Genomic DNA, 13203 nt, shown 5'->3' with positions numbered 1-13203 from the left:
TACGGCGTATGGACGGAACGCTCCGCGACGGCGTGGTCGTCGTCTCCGGCGACGCCCGCCAGCGGTTCCACGACGCACGAGGGTACGGCCGCGCCCGCGGGAGCGAGGTGGACCTCGCGCGCGTCGAGGCGGCCCACCTGCTGTATCGGGGCGACCTGACGACCGTCGACGGGGCGGGCTTCCGCTCGTTCCTCGCCGACTCGGTCGCGACGAGCGGCCGCTTCGCCGCCCGGTTCCTCGTCTACGCCGACCTGCGCGAGCGGGGGTTCTACGTCTCGCCCGCTCGCGACGGCTGGCCGGGCGCGGACGCCGACCCGCTGGTCGACCTGGTGGCGTTCGCGCGCGGCGAGAAGCCGGGCGGCGAGGTGGGCCACCGCGTCCGTGTGGCCGGCGAGCGGCAGGAACTCCTGGCGGCCGACCTCCCGGGTCCGGTCCTCGCCGTCGTCGACGAGGAGAGCGAGGTGACGTACTTCGAGTGCGAGACCGGGGGCGGGTTCGCGGGCGCGACGGCGTACGACCTGTCCGGGCCGGCGGAGGCGGACCTGATGGACGACCGGGTGGTGTGCTGGGACCCGCCGGCCGGGCTGTACGAGTCGGCGTTCTACGGCCAGCCGGTCGCTGGACGCGACGCGGCGGCCGTCGACGCGCTCCAGCTCTCGCTCGTCGAGGCAGCCGACCTCGCGGCCCGGGACGCGCTCGCACTCGACCCCGACGCCGTGGTCGACCGGGGGCGCGAGGTCGAGGGCGAGCGGTTCGACCGTCGGCTCTCCGTCTACCGCGACCTGCGCGACCAGGGCGTCGTCCCGAAGACCGGGTACAAGTTCGGCGCCGACTTCCGCACGTACGACGCCGTGGAGTCGGTGTCGGAGCTGCCCCACTCGGAGGCGCTGGTGCGGGTGGTGCGGCCGGACCACAGCGTCCACCCCCGCGACCTGGCTGAGGACGTGCGCCTCGCCGGCGGCGTGCGGAAGCGAATGGTTTTTGCGCTGGCCGGCGACGACTCGCCCGCGTACCTGACGGTCGCGCGGCTCACTCCATGACGAGCGACGATTCCGCCCCGGACCGGGGCACGGCGGACGGCGAACCGAGCGCGGAGACGGACGGCGACGGCGTCGCGCTCGACCCGTGGGGGTCGGCGACCGTCGACGACTACCGGAAGCTGTTCGAGGAGTTCGGCATCGAGGAGTTCGAGACGGTCATCGACGAGGTGCCGAACCCGCACTACCTGATGCGCCGGGGCGTCATCTTCGGTCACCGCGACTACCGTCCGGTCGCCGAGGCCCTCCGGAACGACGAGGACGCCGCCGCGCTGTCGGGGTTCATGCCCACCGGCGACCCCCACATCGGACACAAGCTGGTGTTCGACGAACTCGTCTACCACCAGGAGGAGGGCGCGGACACGTACGGCCTCATCGCGGACCTCGAAGCCCACTCCGCGCGGGGGATGACGTGGAAGGAGATCGACGAACACGCCCGCGACTACCTGCTGTCGCTCGTCGCGCTCGGGTTCGACCCCGAGGAGGGCGAGCTGTACCGCCAGTCGACGAACCGCCGGCTCCAGGACCTCGCGTTCGAACTCGGCGGGAAGGCCCGGTTCGCGGAGTTCGAGGGCATCTACGGCTTCGGCGGGAGCACGTCCGTCTCGCACATGCAGTCGGTGGTCACCCAGATGGCGGACATCCTCTACCCCCAGCTCGACGGTCCCAGACCGACGGTCATCCCGGTCGGCCCCGACCAGGACCCGCACGTCCGGTTCGCGCGCGACCTGGCGGCGAAGATGCGCTACTTCAGGGTGACCGAGGCGTTCGCCAGCTTCGAGGCCGACGACGACGAGCGCCTCCTCATCCGCACCGCGTACGACAACCGCGAGGCGTACGCCGAGAACGCCGACCGGCCGCGCTGTGAGGAGGCGGCCGCGTGGCTCCGCGAGGCGACGACGGACTCGCTCGACGGCGAGGCGTCGACGCCGACGGTCGCGACGGCGCGCGAGTCCGCCGTCGAGAAACTGGAGAACGCCGGGATGGAGCCGCTTCGGCCCCGGGTCCGGTTCCTCGACCGCAACGCGACCGACGAGGCGTTCGACGCGCTCGTCGAGGCCATCGAGGGGGAGAAGCGGCGCTACGAGGCGCACGTCGACTCCTTCGAGTTGGACCGCGCCGCCGCCGAGGAACTCGCCCGCGAGGTGGAGGTCGACCACGGCGGTTACGGGTTCGTCGCGCCCTCCTCCATCTACCACCGGTTCATGACCGGGCTGACGGGCGGGAAGATGTCCTCGTCGGTGCCCGCGAGCCACATCTCGCTGCTCGACGACCCCGAGGAGGGGTACGACAAGGTGAAGGCGGCGACGACCGGCGGGCGCGAGACGGCCGAACTCCAGCGGGAACTCGGCGGCGAGGCCGACGAGTGCCCGGTGTACGAACTGTACGCGTACCTGCTCGCGGGCGACGACGACGAGTTCGCCGAGCGGGTGTACGACGAGTGCGTCGGGGGCGAGCGGCTCTGCGGCGACTGCAAGGAGCAGGCGGCGGAGCTGATGCGCGAGTTCCTCGCCGACCACCAGGAGAAGCGCGCGGAGGCCGAGGACCTCCTCTCGGACCTCGACATCGACCTGGACGTTGACGCCTCCCGGCGCGGGGTCGCGCCGAGCGAGGAGGAGTGACACCGGCAGGGTCGAGCCGCCGGACCCTCGGTGCTCGAATCAGTCCCCTCCGAGGACGCGAACCTCAGAGCCGCGCGTCGCCCCCGACGTCCGCCTCGACGGCGGCGTCGTACAGGTGGACGCCGGCGGCCGCGTCCAGCACCGCCGACCCGACGCTCTCCACCACGAGTATCTCGTCGTCCCGTTCGCGCCCCGCTTCGCCCTCGAACACCGCCGAGAGCGGGAGCAGTCGGCCGGGGTCGACGCCGTTCTCCACGACGTCGCCGATGTCGGCCACCTCCTCTGGCACGTCCGCGAAGACGCGGGCGGCGCGCTCGAACGTCCGCCGGTCGAGTTCGCGCGCCGCCGCGGTGTACGCGCCGACGGCGACGACGAGCGTCCCGGGCGCGAGCGCGTCGCCGTCGAACACTGGGTCGTCGCTGGTGGTCGCGGTCACGACCACGTCCGCGTCGGCCACGGCGTCCGCGGGCGAGTCGACCGCTTCCGCGTCGATACCCTCATCCCCGAGGTCGGCCGCACACGCCGCCCGCGAGTCGGGTGTTGGCGAGTAGACGCGGGCGGTCTCGACACCGCGGGCCACGTCGATGGCACGGGTCTGCCAGCGCGCCTGTGCACCCGCGCCGAGCACCCCGACCGTCACCGGACCGTCGCCGACCGCCAACTCGCGAGCGGCCAGCCCGCCGATACAGCCCGTCCGGGCGTTCGTGAGCCGCTCGGCGGCGAACAGCGCGAGCGGGTCGCCCGTCGCGGCGTCGGTGAGCACGAGTTGGGCGTGGAGCGTCGGCAGCCCCCGCTCGGGGTTGTCGGGGTGGACCGACGCGAGTTTCGTCGCGTACGCGTGCGCGCCGTGGACGTACGCGGGCATCGCCAGCCCCGTCCCCGCCGGGTCCTCACGCCCGTCGAGTCCCTCCCCGACCGGGAAGTGGGGGCGGTCGGGTCGTTCCACCTCGCCGCGTCCCTGCTTCAGGAACGCCGTCTCCACGACCGGCAGCAGGTCGGGCAGCGAGAGCAGACCGGCCACGTCGTCGTCCGAGAGGGTGTGCATACGACGGGGTAGCCCGCGCGCCGTGTTGGCAGTTTCCCCCCTCGGGGGCGAAGCCGGGCCGTCGGCACGCCGCGAGGCCGACCCGGAGCGTCGGACGACGCGGGACAAGCTCTTTGGTATCCGTTGGCGAGGAACGCGCATGGACGTGGTGGTCGCGGGCGGCGGCATCGTCGGGGTCGCGAGCGCGTACGAACTCGCGTCCCGGGGCGCGGACGTGACGCTCTGCGAGCGCGCGAGTCTCGGGAGCGGGAGCACCGACCGCGCGGTGGGCGGCATCCGCTCGCAGTACTCGACGCCCGTGAACGTCGACCTCTCGCAGGCCAGCCTCGACACGTGGGACGCGTTCGAGGAGCGGTTCGGGACCGACATCGAGCGCCGGCGGACGGGCTACCTCTTTCTCACGCGCGAGGCGGACACCGCGGCCGCGTTCGAAGAGCAGGTGGCGATGCAGAACGAGCGGGGCGTCCCGAGTCGCGTGGTGACGCCCGCGGAGGCCGCCGAACACTGCGAGGGGCTCCGCCCCGAGGCGTTCCGCGCGGGGACGTACTCGCCGGCGGACAGCTTCGCCGACCCCCACCTCGCGCTCCAGGGGTACGCGGCCGCGGCCCGCGAGGCCGGCGTCGAGGTACTGACGAACACGCCCGTCGTCGGCGTGGAGACGAGCGGCGGGACGGTCGGAGTGGAGACGCCCGACGAGCGGTTCGACGCGGAGTTCCTCGTGAACGCGACGGGCGCGTGGGCGCCGCAACTGGCCGCGATGGCCGGCTACGACCTCCCCATCGAGGCCCACCGCCGGCAGGTGGCCGTCGTGGAACCCGAACGGCCGGTCCCGGCGGACGACCCGCTCGTCATCGACATCGACACGACGGCGCACTTCCGACCCGAGCGGGACGGCCGCGCGCTCGTCGGCGGGGAGTTCGACTCGCCCGAACGGGTGGCCGACCCCGCCCGGTTCTCCGAGCGGCCGGACCTCGACTGGAGCGTCGAGGCGGTCGAACGGGTCGGCGAACTCGCGGACTACTTCGGTCCGGAGTCGGGGCTGGCCGGCGGCTGGGCCGGGCTGTACGCGGTCACGCCCGACCACCACCCCGTCGTCGAGGAGTCGGTGCCGGGCGTGGTCACGGCGGCGGGGTTCTCGGGGCACGGCTTCCAGCACGCGCCCGCGACGGGACGGGTCGTCGCCGAGTTGGTCCTCGACGGCGAGGCGTCGCTCGTGGACGTGTCGGGGCTCGACCGCGGCCGCTTCCACCGCGGGGACGCGCTCGTCGAACGGAACGTCGCGTAGACACGACACTGTGCGTCGGGGAGTCAAGAGATGTCAGTCTACGTGTGTGATTTCTGCCACCAAAACCACCACTAAGGAAGCAGTCACCTTTCTCGGAAGAGGATGGTGCTGACACCCATGGGTTCAGCGGGCTCGGATTTCCGTCGAGTTCGGAACGCGCGAGTGCCGCGACGAGACGCCACACTGCTATCGTCACACGCGACTCCCCGCACCGGGCCGTCGCACCGTAATGACGCGGATTTATATCGTTATGGCATCCATATCGAACCTGCCGAGCATGGTATCGAGTGTAGGCGGTGAGATGTGGCGATGACCGAGGATGGCGACCCCCGACCCGTGGACCGCGCGCTGGACGCACTCGGACACCCGTACCGGCGTCGGGTTCTCCTCCGTGTCGGTGTAGGTACGGCCGACGGCGGAGAGTGGTTCTCCGTGGCGGACCTCGCGCGCGAGGACGAAGACATCGAGCCCCTCACAATCGAACTGTACCACAGGCACCTCCCGAAACTCGGCGAGGCGGGGTACGTCGAGTGGAACCGGGATGCGCTCACCTTCCGACGCGGACCGAACTTCGGCGAGGTCGGTTCGCTCCTCCGTCTCGTCGACGACCACCGAGACGAACTCCCCGACGGCTGGGTGTAATCGCTCGTCAGCGGTGTGTCCGAACGCCCGGGACGGGTGACGCGGGCCCCCCGGGGCCCGCGCGGGTCGAAGCGGCCGCGGTGTGCCACACGAGCGACGGCGAGGATTCGACCGACTCCTTCCGAGAAGCAACCCCGTTCGAACGGACCGCCGGTCGTCGCCCGTTCGCGACCGGCGGGGTCGAACGCGACGAGTCCGCGCACACGTCGACCGACGCGGGCGGCACGGCTCGAGCAGCCGCGGTGAGTACGTCAACTGCCTCGACATCGAACCACTCTTATATAATCAGCCCCCATGATTGTCGATGGTACTTTAGTATAGAGCGCGTACGTCCCCACGGAGAACCGGATGAGCGTCATTGCCACACTGGATGTCGCGGCCGCCGACTTCACGCTGGGGGGAGCGCTCTCCACGAACCCCGGCATCGAGGTCAGACTCGAACGCGTCATCCCGCTGGGGTCGACGTTCGTTCCCTACTTCTGGGCGGAGAACGGCTCCGTCGAGAAGATCGAAGCCGCGCTGCGCGCGGAGGCCGACATCGAGTCGTTCCGGGTCGTGGACACGGTGGACGGGGAGGCGCTCATCCGGGTGGAGTGGGAGGAGGACCTCGACGGTCTCCTCGACGCGATGGCCGCGACGGACGCCGTCATCCTCGAAGCGACCGGGAGTGCCGCCGGCTGGACGTTTCAACTCCGGTTCGTCAGTCACGACTCGCTCACCGCCTTCTATCGCCAGTGTGCCCGAGAGGGCATCACGCTCGACTTCACGAGGGTCTACAATCCCGGAGCGGCGACGGAAGTCGACATCGGACTCGACATCACCGACACGCAACGCGAGACGCTCCGGACCGCCCTCGAACGGGGGTACTTCGACGTCCCCCGTCGAACCAACCTCACCGACCTGGCGGCGGAACTCGGCGTCTCGGACACCGCGGCGTCACAGCGCATCCGGCGCGGCGTCGCGACGCTCCTCACAGCGACCCTCCCCGGGACGGACGACGAGGCCGACTGAGCGGCTCATCCCGCCGGTTCGGGATTACCGTTCGCCAACGACGCTGTAATAATAGAGGGGGAGTTGGCAGTGGTATCGAAACTACATTTATACTCGTAGAGCGGTACCGGGTACCACGGAGCACTCTCATGCGACGACATCAGCTTCCGGTCAGTCTGCGCATCGCGGAAGCGGTGGGGCGTTCGAAGGGGGTCGACGCGACCGACCTCCCACCCCTGTACCAGACCATCGACCCGGACGTGTTCGAGACGCTGCTCCGGTCGAACCGACGCGGGACGGAGCGCGGCGGGGAGAGCTACGTCAGGTTCGTCTACGCCGGGCACGAGGTGACCGTTCACTCGAACGAGGCGGTCGACGTTCGGCGGTTGCCCGACGAGAACGGCGACTCGGAGTGAGCCGCTCCCCGTTCAGCCGTCGCGCTCGGGGTCGGTCGGGGCGGTGGACTCGTGGGCCCGGAGTGTCCCGGCGAGGAACTTCCTGAGCCCGCGGCGGAGCCGTTCCGACACCGCCTGGTCGGAGACGCCCAACTGGTCGGCCAGTTGCGCGATGGTCGTCCGCCTCGGGACGTCGAAGTAGCCGGCCTCGAGCGCGGCCACGACCGTCTCCCGCTGTACCGGCGTCAACTCGTACCCGTCGTCGTGGGTGCCGAAGCCCGCCTCGTTGATACTCCGGAGCTTGAGTGCGATACCGCGCCGGCGACACGCCCCGTAGAACGCCGAGAGCACGCTCTGGTTCGGGAACCGGAGCGTGAACGACCAGCCCTCACCCGTGCCCGTCGCCTCGGTGAGGATGGCCCCGTGTTCGTCGATGAGTTCGAGGATGGGAATCACGTCCGTCCAGTGGATTCGTACCAGTGCCCGGTCGTCGAGTTCGTCGAGCACCGTCACCGACTCGACGGACGGGTCGGTCCGGAGGTCCTCGACGAGTCGGTCGTACTCGTCGTCGATGACCCAGAAGTAGTGGGTGACGCCCCCCGTGGGGACGACCTCCTCCAGTTCGACGACGGCGTCGGCGTGTGCCCTGAGCCGACCGGCCGGCGGAAGGGCGGTCACCGGGAGCGAAAACTCGGCGAAGATGCTCATCGGTGGGGACGTGGGGAGGGGACGGTACCGTCCGATGGCGAAACCGACTCTCCCCACGCGTCCGCCATCGAACCCTCGGCTCGCGATGCCATTCGTCGGACTGTTTGCTATAGAAGCCAACTTCGTATAAATCGTCGGGTTCGAGAAGGGAATCTGTCAGAACGACGCCAATACGACCGAATCGAGCGGAGTCACCGCTCGTGCTCCTCGTCGTCCACTCGCTCCCGTGTCGACTGCTGGAGCATGGCCGAAGAGAGGAGCGAGGCCAGCCCGCGTCGAAGCCGCTGGGAGAACGCCGTGTCGGAGATGCCGAGGTCCGCGGCGAGTTCTTCGAGCGTTATCTCTCGCGGGACGGCGAAGTACCCCTTCTCGAACGCCGCCGTGAGCGCCTCGCGCTGGGGTTCCGTGATGCCGAACTCGCTGCGCCGCGGCGAGTCGAACGGGTTGTTGACTTCGACGAGTTCGAGGGAGAGTCCGCGGTCGACGGAGCGTCGGTAGAACGCCGAAAGGTCCTGGTGGTCCGGGAACCGGATGCGAAACGACCACTGGTCCCCGAGCCCATCCGCCTCCAGAAGCACTCCTTCCGACTCCCTGATGATGTCGACGAACCCGTCGACTTCGGCCGACCACTCGACCCGGAACAGCGTCTCCGCCTCCGCCCGGTCGACGGGTTCGACGTCCGTGACGAGCGGCGACCCGCGAAGCGTCTCCTCGACGATGTCGGCGTCTCGGGTCGGGACCCAGAAGTAGGGAACCAGCGCGTCGCCGGTCGGAATCATCGACTCGAGGTGGACCTCGATTCCCCGCCTCACCTCCAGTACCTCCCCGAGAGCGAACTCTTCAGCCGGGATCAGAAATTGGGCGACGACGCTCATAGTGACTCGCGATTGGACCGTCCGTTCGCATTCCGAAATCCAGCATCCGGCGAGAACCGACAGCTCAGCATTCGTAGAGACGTACTAATCGTTCTGGTAAGTAAGGAATGCAGTGATATCGATGTGGTTTAAGTACTGAAGACGGTCGACCCGTGGTCCAGTCCCCATCGTCGGTCCGCGTCGTGGGGAGGCGCGAACGGCGACCGACGGGGCGTGCAGGGAGGGGTTACCCGGTTCCGGCTCCGAGCCTGGCGCTCGTGCCGCCGGCCGGCCGGCGGCACGAGAACCGGCGGGACTGCCTCGCGTCTCTCACTCCCCGAACCGGCGGTCGTCGTCGGAGCGGTCACCCCGTCGCGTCTCGTGGGAGGCGTCGTCGTCCTCCCCCCAGTCCTCGGGTCCGGCGTCCCCGGACCACTCGTCCTGTTCTTCCTCCCGTTCGCGCGCGACGCTCCGGTCGCCCGCGTCCGCGCGCACCCCGTCGGCGTCGCTGCGGTCCGCGAGGTGGGCCTCGCTCGCTCCGCCCGTCTCCCGCGCGACGTACGCGCCGACGAACCCGCCGACGGCCCCGAGCGCGACGCCGTACAGTCCCGCGACCAACAGCGCGAGGAGGAACAGGCCGAGGACGGCGACCAGACCGGTCGGCTGGTCGGGACCAACGACGACGAAGAGGCTCACGATGAGCGTCCCGAGCACCGCGCCGGGAATCGCCGCGATGAGTCCGGAGAGCGCGCCGACCTTCGCCCCCTCCGCGCCGTCCCCGCGCTGGAGGTAGCCCGCCGTCGCGCCGCCGAGCGTCGGCGAGAACGGGAGGAAGAACAGGACGAGCGAGACGACTGCGCCGATGAGGGCGTTCTTCAGGGTCTCTCCTTCTGCCATGGTGGGATAGTGTCTGCGAGAGGGGATAAGCCGTGCGTCGGTCGCGGTGCAGACTCGGCGGGCGTCGCCCGCCGGCGGGCGCGCACGGCGAGCCGGCGCGGCGGGAGGGAGAAACGCTTTTCCCGCGCGCGCGGAGAGGGCGAGTATGGCGCTCGAACCCGCCACGGCGACGCCAGCGCGCGAACCGGCGACCGACGGGTTCGACCCGTTTCCCTTTTTCGTCCGCGCCTGAGGGCGGCGGAGCGCGGCCGGGCGCGGGAGCGCCCGACCGCGCGGAAACCGCCCACGCCGGCGCGACGCCCCGTCCGGGACGGTAACGGAACGACTAACCGAGGACCACCCACAACGACACCAAAATGCGACTCCCACACGCCCAGGTCGCGCTGCTACGGGCCGCCAGCGCGACCGACGCGAAGACCGTCGAACAGCTCGCCGAGGAGACCGACCTGAAACCCGAGACCGCCACCCGCGCCGCGTTCGACCTCCGCGACGCGGGGCTCGTCGCCGTCGACGAGCGCGTCGCGTCGTCCGCGACGCTCACCGACGAGGGGCGCGCGTACGCCGCCGACGGACTCCCCGAGGCACGCCTCTACCGCGCCGCCCTCGACGCCGGCGCGGCCGACGCGCCCGTCCCGATGGGGGAGGTGGTCGGCGCGTCCGGTCTCGACGGCCCCGCGGTGGACATCGCGCTCTCGAACTACGCCCGCAAGGGGTACGGGACCATCGACTCGGGCGACCTGTCGGCCGACCCGGACGCCGACCCCGACGACGACCCGGAGGCCGCCGCGCTCGCCGCGCTCGCGGCCGAGGCAGACGGCGAGGAGAGCGAGGACGACCACGACGCGACCGCCGACGGCGACGACGACACCCTCTCGCAACTCGACCGCCGGGGACTCGTCGAGCGCGACGAGCGGACCCTGCGGTCGATTACGCTCACCGACGAGGGCGTGACCGCCCTGATGGAGGGCGTCGAGGCGGCGGAGACGGTCGACCGCCTCACGCCCGACCTGCTGACCTCCGGCGAGTGGGAGGACGTCGAGTTCGCGGAGTACAACGTCGAGGCCGACGCGCCCGAGGTGGAGGGCGGGCGGGTCCACGTCCTGCGGCAGGCCGCAGAGCGCGTGAAGGACGTGCTCGTCGGCATGGGCTTCCAGGAGATGGAGGGTCCCCACGCGGACGCGGACTTCTGGATAAACGACTGCCTGTTCATGCCCCAGGACCACCCGGCGCGGACCCACTGGGACCGCTTCGCGCTCGACGTCCCGCCCGTCGAGGACCTGCCCGAGGACCTCGTGGAACGGGTCGAGCGCGCCCACCGCGAGGGCGTCGGCGAGGACGGCGACGGCTACCACTCGCCGTGGAGCGAGGAGTTCGCCCGGGCGGTGGCGCTGCGCGGGCACACCACGTCGGTGTCGATGCGCTACCTCTCGGGGGCCGCCGGCGTCGACCTGGAGCCCCCCCAGCGCTACTTCTCCGTCGAGAAGTCGTACCGCAACGACACGCTCGACGCGACCCACCTGTTAGAGTTCTTCCAGATAGAGGGGTGGGTGATGGCCGAGGACCTCTCGGTCCGGGACCTGATGGGCACGTTCGAGGAGTTCTACCGCCAGTTCGGCATCACGGACGTCGAGTTCAAGCCCCACTACAACCCGTACACGGAGCCGTCGTTCGAGTTGTTCGGCCGCCACCCCGAGACGGACGAACTGATCGAGATCGGCAACTCGGGGCTGTTCCGCGAGGAGGTGCTGGACCCGCTCGGCGTCGACTGCGACGTGATGGCGTGGGGGCTGGCGCTCGAACGGCTGGCGATGCTCACCACGGGGACCGAGGACATCCGCGACCTGCACGGAACGCTCGCGGACGTGGAGTTCCTGCGGAACGCAGAGGTGACGTACTGATGCCCGTCGTCGACGTCGACACGGACGAACTCCGGCGGCTGACCGGCCACGAGGAGAAGACCGACGAGGAGTTCGAGGCGGACCTGTTCGCGCTCGGACTGGAGTACGAGGGCGACACCGAGGAGGGGTTGAAGCAGTTCGAGTTCGCCCCGGACCGGCTGGACCGCCTCTCGGTCGAGGGCGTGGCGCGCTCGCTGCGCTACCAGTACGGCGACGCGCGCGGCGTCGCCGTCCCCGACGCGAACGACGCCGACTGGACCATCGAGGTCGACCCCTCCGTGCCCGAGGAGCGGCCGTTCGTCACCGGCGCGGTCGTCCGGGGACTCGACCTCGACGAGGCGGCGCTCGACTCGCTCATCCAGTTGCAGGAGAAGCTCCACGCCACGATGGGACGCGGCCGGGCGAAGGGCGCCATCGGCATCCACGACATGACGATGCTGAAAGGCGAGGTCCTCCGCGAGGAGACCGAACCGTCGGGCGACCTCGACGACGCCTCCTCGCGACTGAGCGGGACGCCCAACACCGTCACGTACCGCGGGGTCGACCCGGAGGGCGACCGGTTCGTCCCGCTCGACTCCGACGCCGAGATGACGCCCGGGGACGTGCTCTCGGAGCACCCCACCGGCGAGACGTACGCCGACCTCGTCGAGGGGCTGGAGCGCTACCCGGCCATCTACGACGAACTCGGGCTGTTCTCGTTCCCGCCGGTCATCAACGGCCGGCGCACGGAGGTGTCGACCGACTCGCGGGACCTGTTCATCGAACTCACCGGGACCGACCAGTGGACCATCGACAAGATGTGCGTCATCCTCTGTTACGCCCTCGCCGCCCGCGGCGGCACCGTCGAGGAGGTCGAGGTGGCGTACGAGGGCGAGACGTACCCCGACGAGTACGGTCCGGAACTCGTCCGGCCGGACCTCGACACCGACCGGAAGACCGTGACGCACGAACGCATCGAGACGGTCATCGGCGTCGAGTTGGAGAGCGAGGACGTCGTCGACCTGTTCGAGCGCTCGGGACTCGACGCCAGCTACACGCTCGGGGAGGAGGCGACCGAGTACGAGGTCCGGATTCCGCCGTACCGCGTCGACGTGCTCCACCCGCTGGACCTGGTCGACGACGCCGGCCGGGCGTACGGCTTCAACGACCTCGACCCGCGCTACCCCGACGTCGGCACCGTCGGCGGGAGACACGAGCGCTCGCGGCTGGAGCGAGCGGTCAGAACGTCGCTCGTCGGCCTCGGCTTCGAGGACACGCTCAACTTCCACATGACCTCGGCCGCCGAGAACTACGACCGGATGGGACTCGAGGAGGGGAGCGGCGCGTTCGGCGCGGACGAACCGGCCGAAATCACCAGCCCGTACAGCGAGGACTACACCCAGCTTCGAACCTGGCTGCTCCCCTCGCTGGTGCAGGTGCTGGAGAACAACACCCACCGCTCGTACCCGCAGGACCTCGCGGAAGTCGGCTTCGTCGCCCACGAGGACGACGCCGCGAACACGCGCGTCGCGGAGGCGCACCACGTCGCGGGCGTCCTCGCGCGGACGGACGCGAGCTACGAGGACGCGAAGGCGCGCCTGCAGGCGGTGTGTGACGACTTCGACGCGGCCCTCGAGACGCCCGAGCTCGACCACCCGAGCTTCATCCCCGGCCGGGCCGCCGCGGTCGAACTCGACGGGGAGCGCGTCGGCGTCGTCGGCGAACTCCACCCGGCAGTGCTGGTCGACCACGACATGGAGGTGCCCGTGGCGGCGTTCGAGTTCGACCTCTCGGCGCTGGCGTAGCCGACGTCACCGGCCGAGCCCGCGGACCTCCCTCGACGACGTTCCA

The 13203-nt window shown here is 70.4% G+C and carries 12 protein-coding genes; 7 read left to right on the top strand and 5 right to left on the bottom strand.

Annotated features, from left to right (window positions below):
* Positions 1–8 precede the first annotated feature (8 nt).
* Complete coding sequence (endA, locus tag AC6RUA_RS08870; protein WP_499812665.1) at positions 9–1040, top strand: tRNA-intron lyase; 1032 nt, start codon at positions 9–11, stop codon at positions 1038–1040.
* Positions 1037–2659 (top strand): tryptophan--tRNA ligase, encoded by a 1623-nt coding sequence (locus AC6RUA_RS08865; protein ID WP_499812664.1) that lies wholly within the window; start codon positions 1037–1039, stop codon positions 2657–2659. The genes endA and AC6RUA_RS08865 overlap by 4 nt, the downstream gene beginning before the upstream one ends.
* 64 nt (positions 2660–2723) lie before the next feature.
* Here AC6RUA_RS08865 and AC6RUA_RS08860 read toward each other — a convergent pair whose 3' ends face one another.
* Entirely contained in the window at positions 2724–3704 is a 981-nt protein-coding gene (locus AC6RUA_RS08860) for an ornithine cyclodeaminase family protein (protein ID WP_499812663.1), read from the bottom strand.
* Positions 3705–3843: 139 nt separating this feature from the next.
* Between AC6RUA_RS08860 and AC6RUA_RS08855 the strand changes: the two genes are divergently transcribed.
* A complete protein-coding gene (locus AC6RUA_RS08855; RefSeq protein ID WP_499812662.1) occupies positions 3844–4989 on the top strand; it encodes an NAD(P)/FAD-dependent oxidoreductase in 1146 nt (381 codons plus the stop codon).
* A 240-nt stretch (positions 4990–5229) separates the two neighbouring features.
* On the opposite strand, the gene AC6RUA_RS08850 is transcribed toward AC6RUA_RS08855, so the two are convergent.
* Positions 5230–5601 (bottom strand): hypothetical protein, encoded by a 372-nt coding sequence (locus tag AC6RUA_RS08850; protein ID WP_499812661.1) that lies wholly within the window; start codon positions 5599–5601, stop codon positions 5230–5232.
* Positions 5602–5979: 378 nt separating this feature from the next.
* Between AC6RUA_RS08850 and AC6RUA_RS08845 the strand changes: the two genes are divergently transcribed.
* Both AC6RUA_RS08845 and AC6RUA_RS08840 read left to right on the top strand, forming a co-directional pair.
* Positions 5980–6642, top strand: coding sequence for a helix-turn-helix domain-containing protein (locus tag AC6RUA_RS08845; protein WP_499812660.1), 663 nt, complete (start codon positions 5980–5982; stop codon positions 6640–6642).
* Positions 6643–6770: 128 nt separating this feature from the next.
* On the top strand, positions 6771–7037 hold the full coding sequence (locus AC6RUA_RS08840; RefSeq protein ID WP_499812659.1) for a HalOD1 output domain-containing protein: 267 nt from the start codon (positions 6771–6773) through the stop codon (positions 7035–7037).
* A gap of 12 nt (positions 7038–7049) precedes the next feature.
* Here AC6RUA_RS08840 and AC6RUA_RS08835 read toward each other — a convergent pair whose 3' ends face one another.
* The 3 genes from AC6RUA_RS08835 to AC6RUA_RS08825 all read right to left on the bottom strand — a co-directional run bounded on the left by AC6RUA_RS08835 (position 7050) and on the right by AC6RUA_RS08825 (position 9475).
* On the bottom strand, positions 7050–7724 hold the full coding sequence (locus AC6RUA_RS08835; protein WP_499812658.1) for a helix-turn-helix domain-containing protein: 675 nt from the start codon (positions 7722–7724) through the stop codon (positions 7050–7052).
* A 191-nt stretch (positions 7725–7915) separates the two neighbouring features.
* The gene (locus AC6RUA_RS08830) at positions 7916–8599 is read right to left on the bottom strand and encodes a helix-turn-helix domain-containing protein (RefSeq protein WP_499812657.1); all 684 of its coding nucleotides are present in this window, start codon (positions 8597–8599) and stop codon (positions 7916–7918) included.
* 309 nt (positions 8600–8908) lie between these two features.
* Positions 8909–9475 (bottom strand): DUF5518 domain-containing protein, encoded by a 567-nt coding sequence (locus AC6RUA_RS08825; RefSeq protein WP_499812656.1) that lies wholly within the window; start codon positions 9473–9475, stop codon positions 8909–8911.
* A gap of 356 nt (positions 9476–9831) precedes the next feature.
* On the opposite strand from AC6RUA_RS08825, the gene pheS reads away from it, so the two are divergent.
* On the top strand, positions 9832–11373 hold the full coding sequence (gene pheS, locus AC6RUA_RS08820; RefSeq protein WP_499812655.1) for a phenylalanine--tRNA ligase subunit alpha: 1542 nt from the start codon (positions 9832–9834) through the stop codon (positions 11371–11373).
* Positions 11373–13157, top strand: a complete 1785-nt coding sequence (pheT, locus tag AC6RUA_RS08815; protein WP_499812654.1) for a phenylalanine--tRNA ligase subunit beta — start codon at positions 11373–11375, stop codon at positions 13155–13157. Before pheS ends, pheT begins: the two co-directional genes overlap by 1 nt.
* Positions 13158–13203: the final 46 nt, after the last annotated feature.

This window comes from Halorarum sp. SLYT50 (assembly GCF_059821265.1).
Note: the sequence above shows the minus strand (reverse complement) of the source record. Positions and strands in the feature narration are given on the sequence as shown.

Bases quoted from the DNA above. Each gene is read 5' to 3' on its own strand.
- endA (WP_499812665.1), top strand. From the start codon at position 9: ATGGACGGAACGCTCCGCGACGGCGTGGTCGTCGTCTCCGGCGACGCC.
- AC6RUA_RS08865 (WP_499812664.1), top strand. From the start codon at position 1,037: ATGACGAGCGACGATTCCGCCCCGGACCGGGGCACGGCGGACGGCGAA.
- AC6RUA_RS08860 (WP_499812663.1), bottom strand. From the start codon at position 3,704: ATGCACACCCTCTCGGACGACGACGTGGCCGGTCTGCTCTCGCTGCCC.
- AC6RUA_RS08855 (WP_499812662.1), top strand. From the start codon at position 3,844: ATGGACGTGGTGGTCGCGGGCGGCGGCATCGTCGGGGTCGCGAGCGCG.
- AC6RUA_RS08845 (WP_499812660.1), top strand. From the start codon at position 5,980: ATGAGCGTCATTGCCACACTGGATGTCGCGGCCGCCGACTTCACGCTG.
- AC6RUA_RS08840 (WP_499812659.1), top strand. From the start codon at position 6,771: ATGCGACGACATCAGCTTCCGGTCAGTCTGCGCATCGCGGAAGCGGTG.
- AC6RUA_RS08835 (WP_499812658.1), bottom strand. From the start codon at position 7,724: ATGAGCATCTTCGCCGAGTTTTCGCTCCCGGTGACCGCCCTTCCGCCG.
- AC6RUA_RS08830 (WP_499812657.1), bottom strand. From the start codon at position 8,599: ATGAGCGTCGTCGCCCAATTTCTGATCCCGGCTGAAGAGTTCGCTCTC.
- AC6RUA_RS08825 (WP_499812656.1), bottom strand. From the start codon at position 9,475: ATGGCAGAAGGAGAGACCCTGAAGAACGCCCTCATCGGCGCAGTCGTC.
- pheS (WP_499812655.1), top strand. From the start codon at position 9,832: ATGCGACTCCCACACGCCCAGGTCGCGCTGCTACGGGCCGCCAGCGCG.
- pheT (WP_499812654.1), top strand. From the start codon at position 11,373: ATGCCCGTCGTCGACGTCGACACGGACGAACTCCGGCGGCTGACCGGC.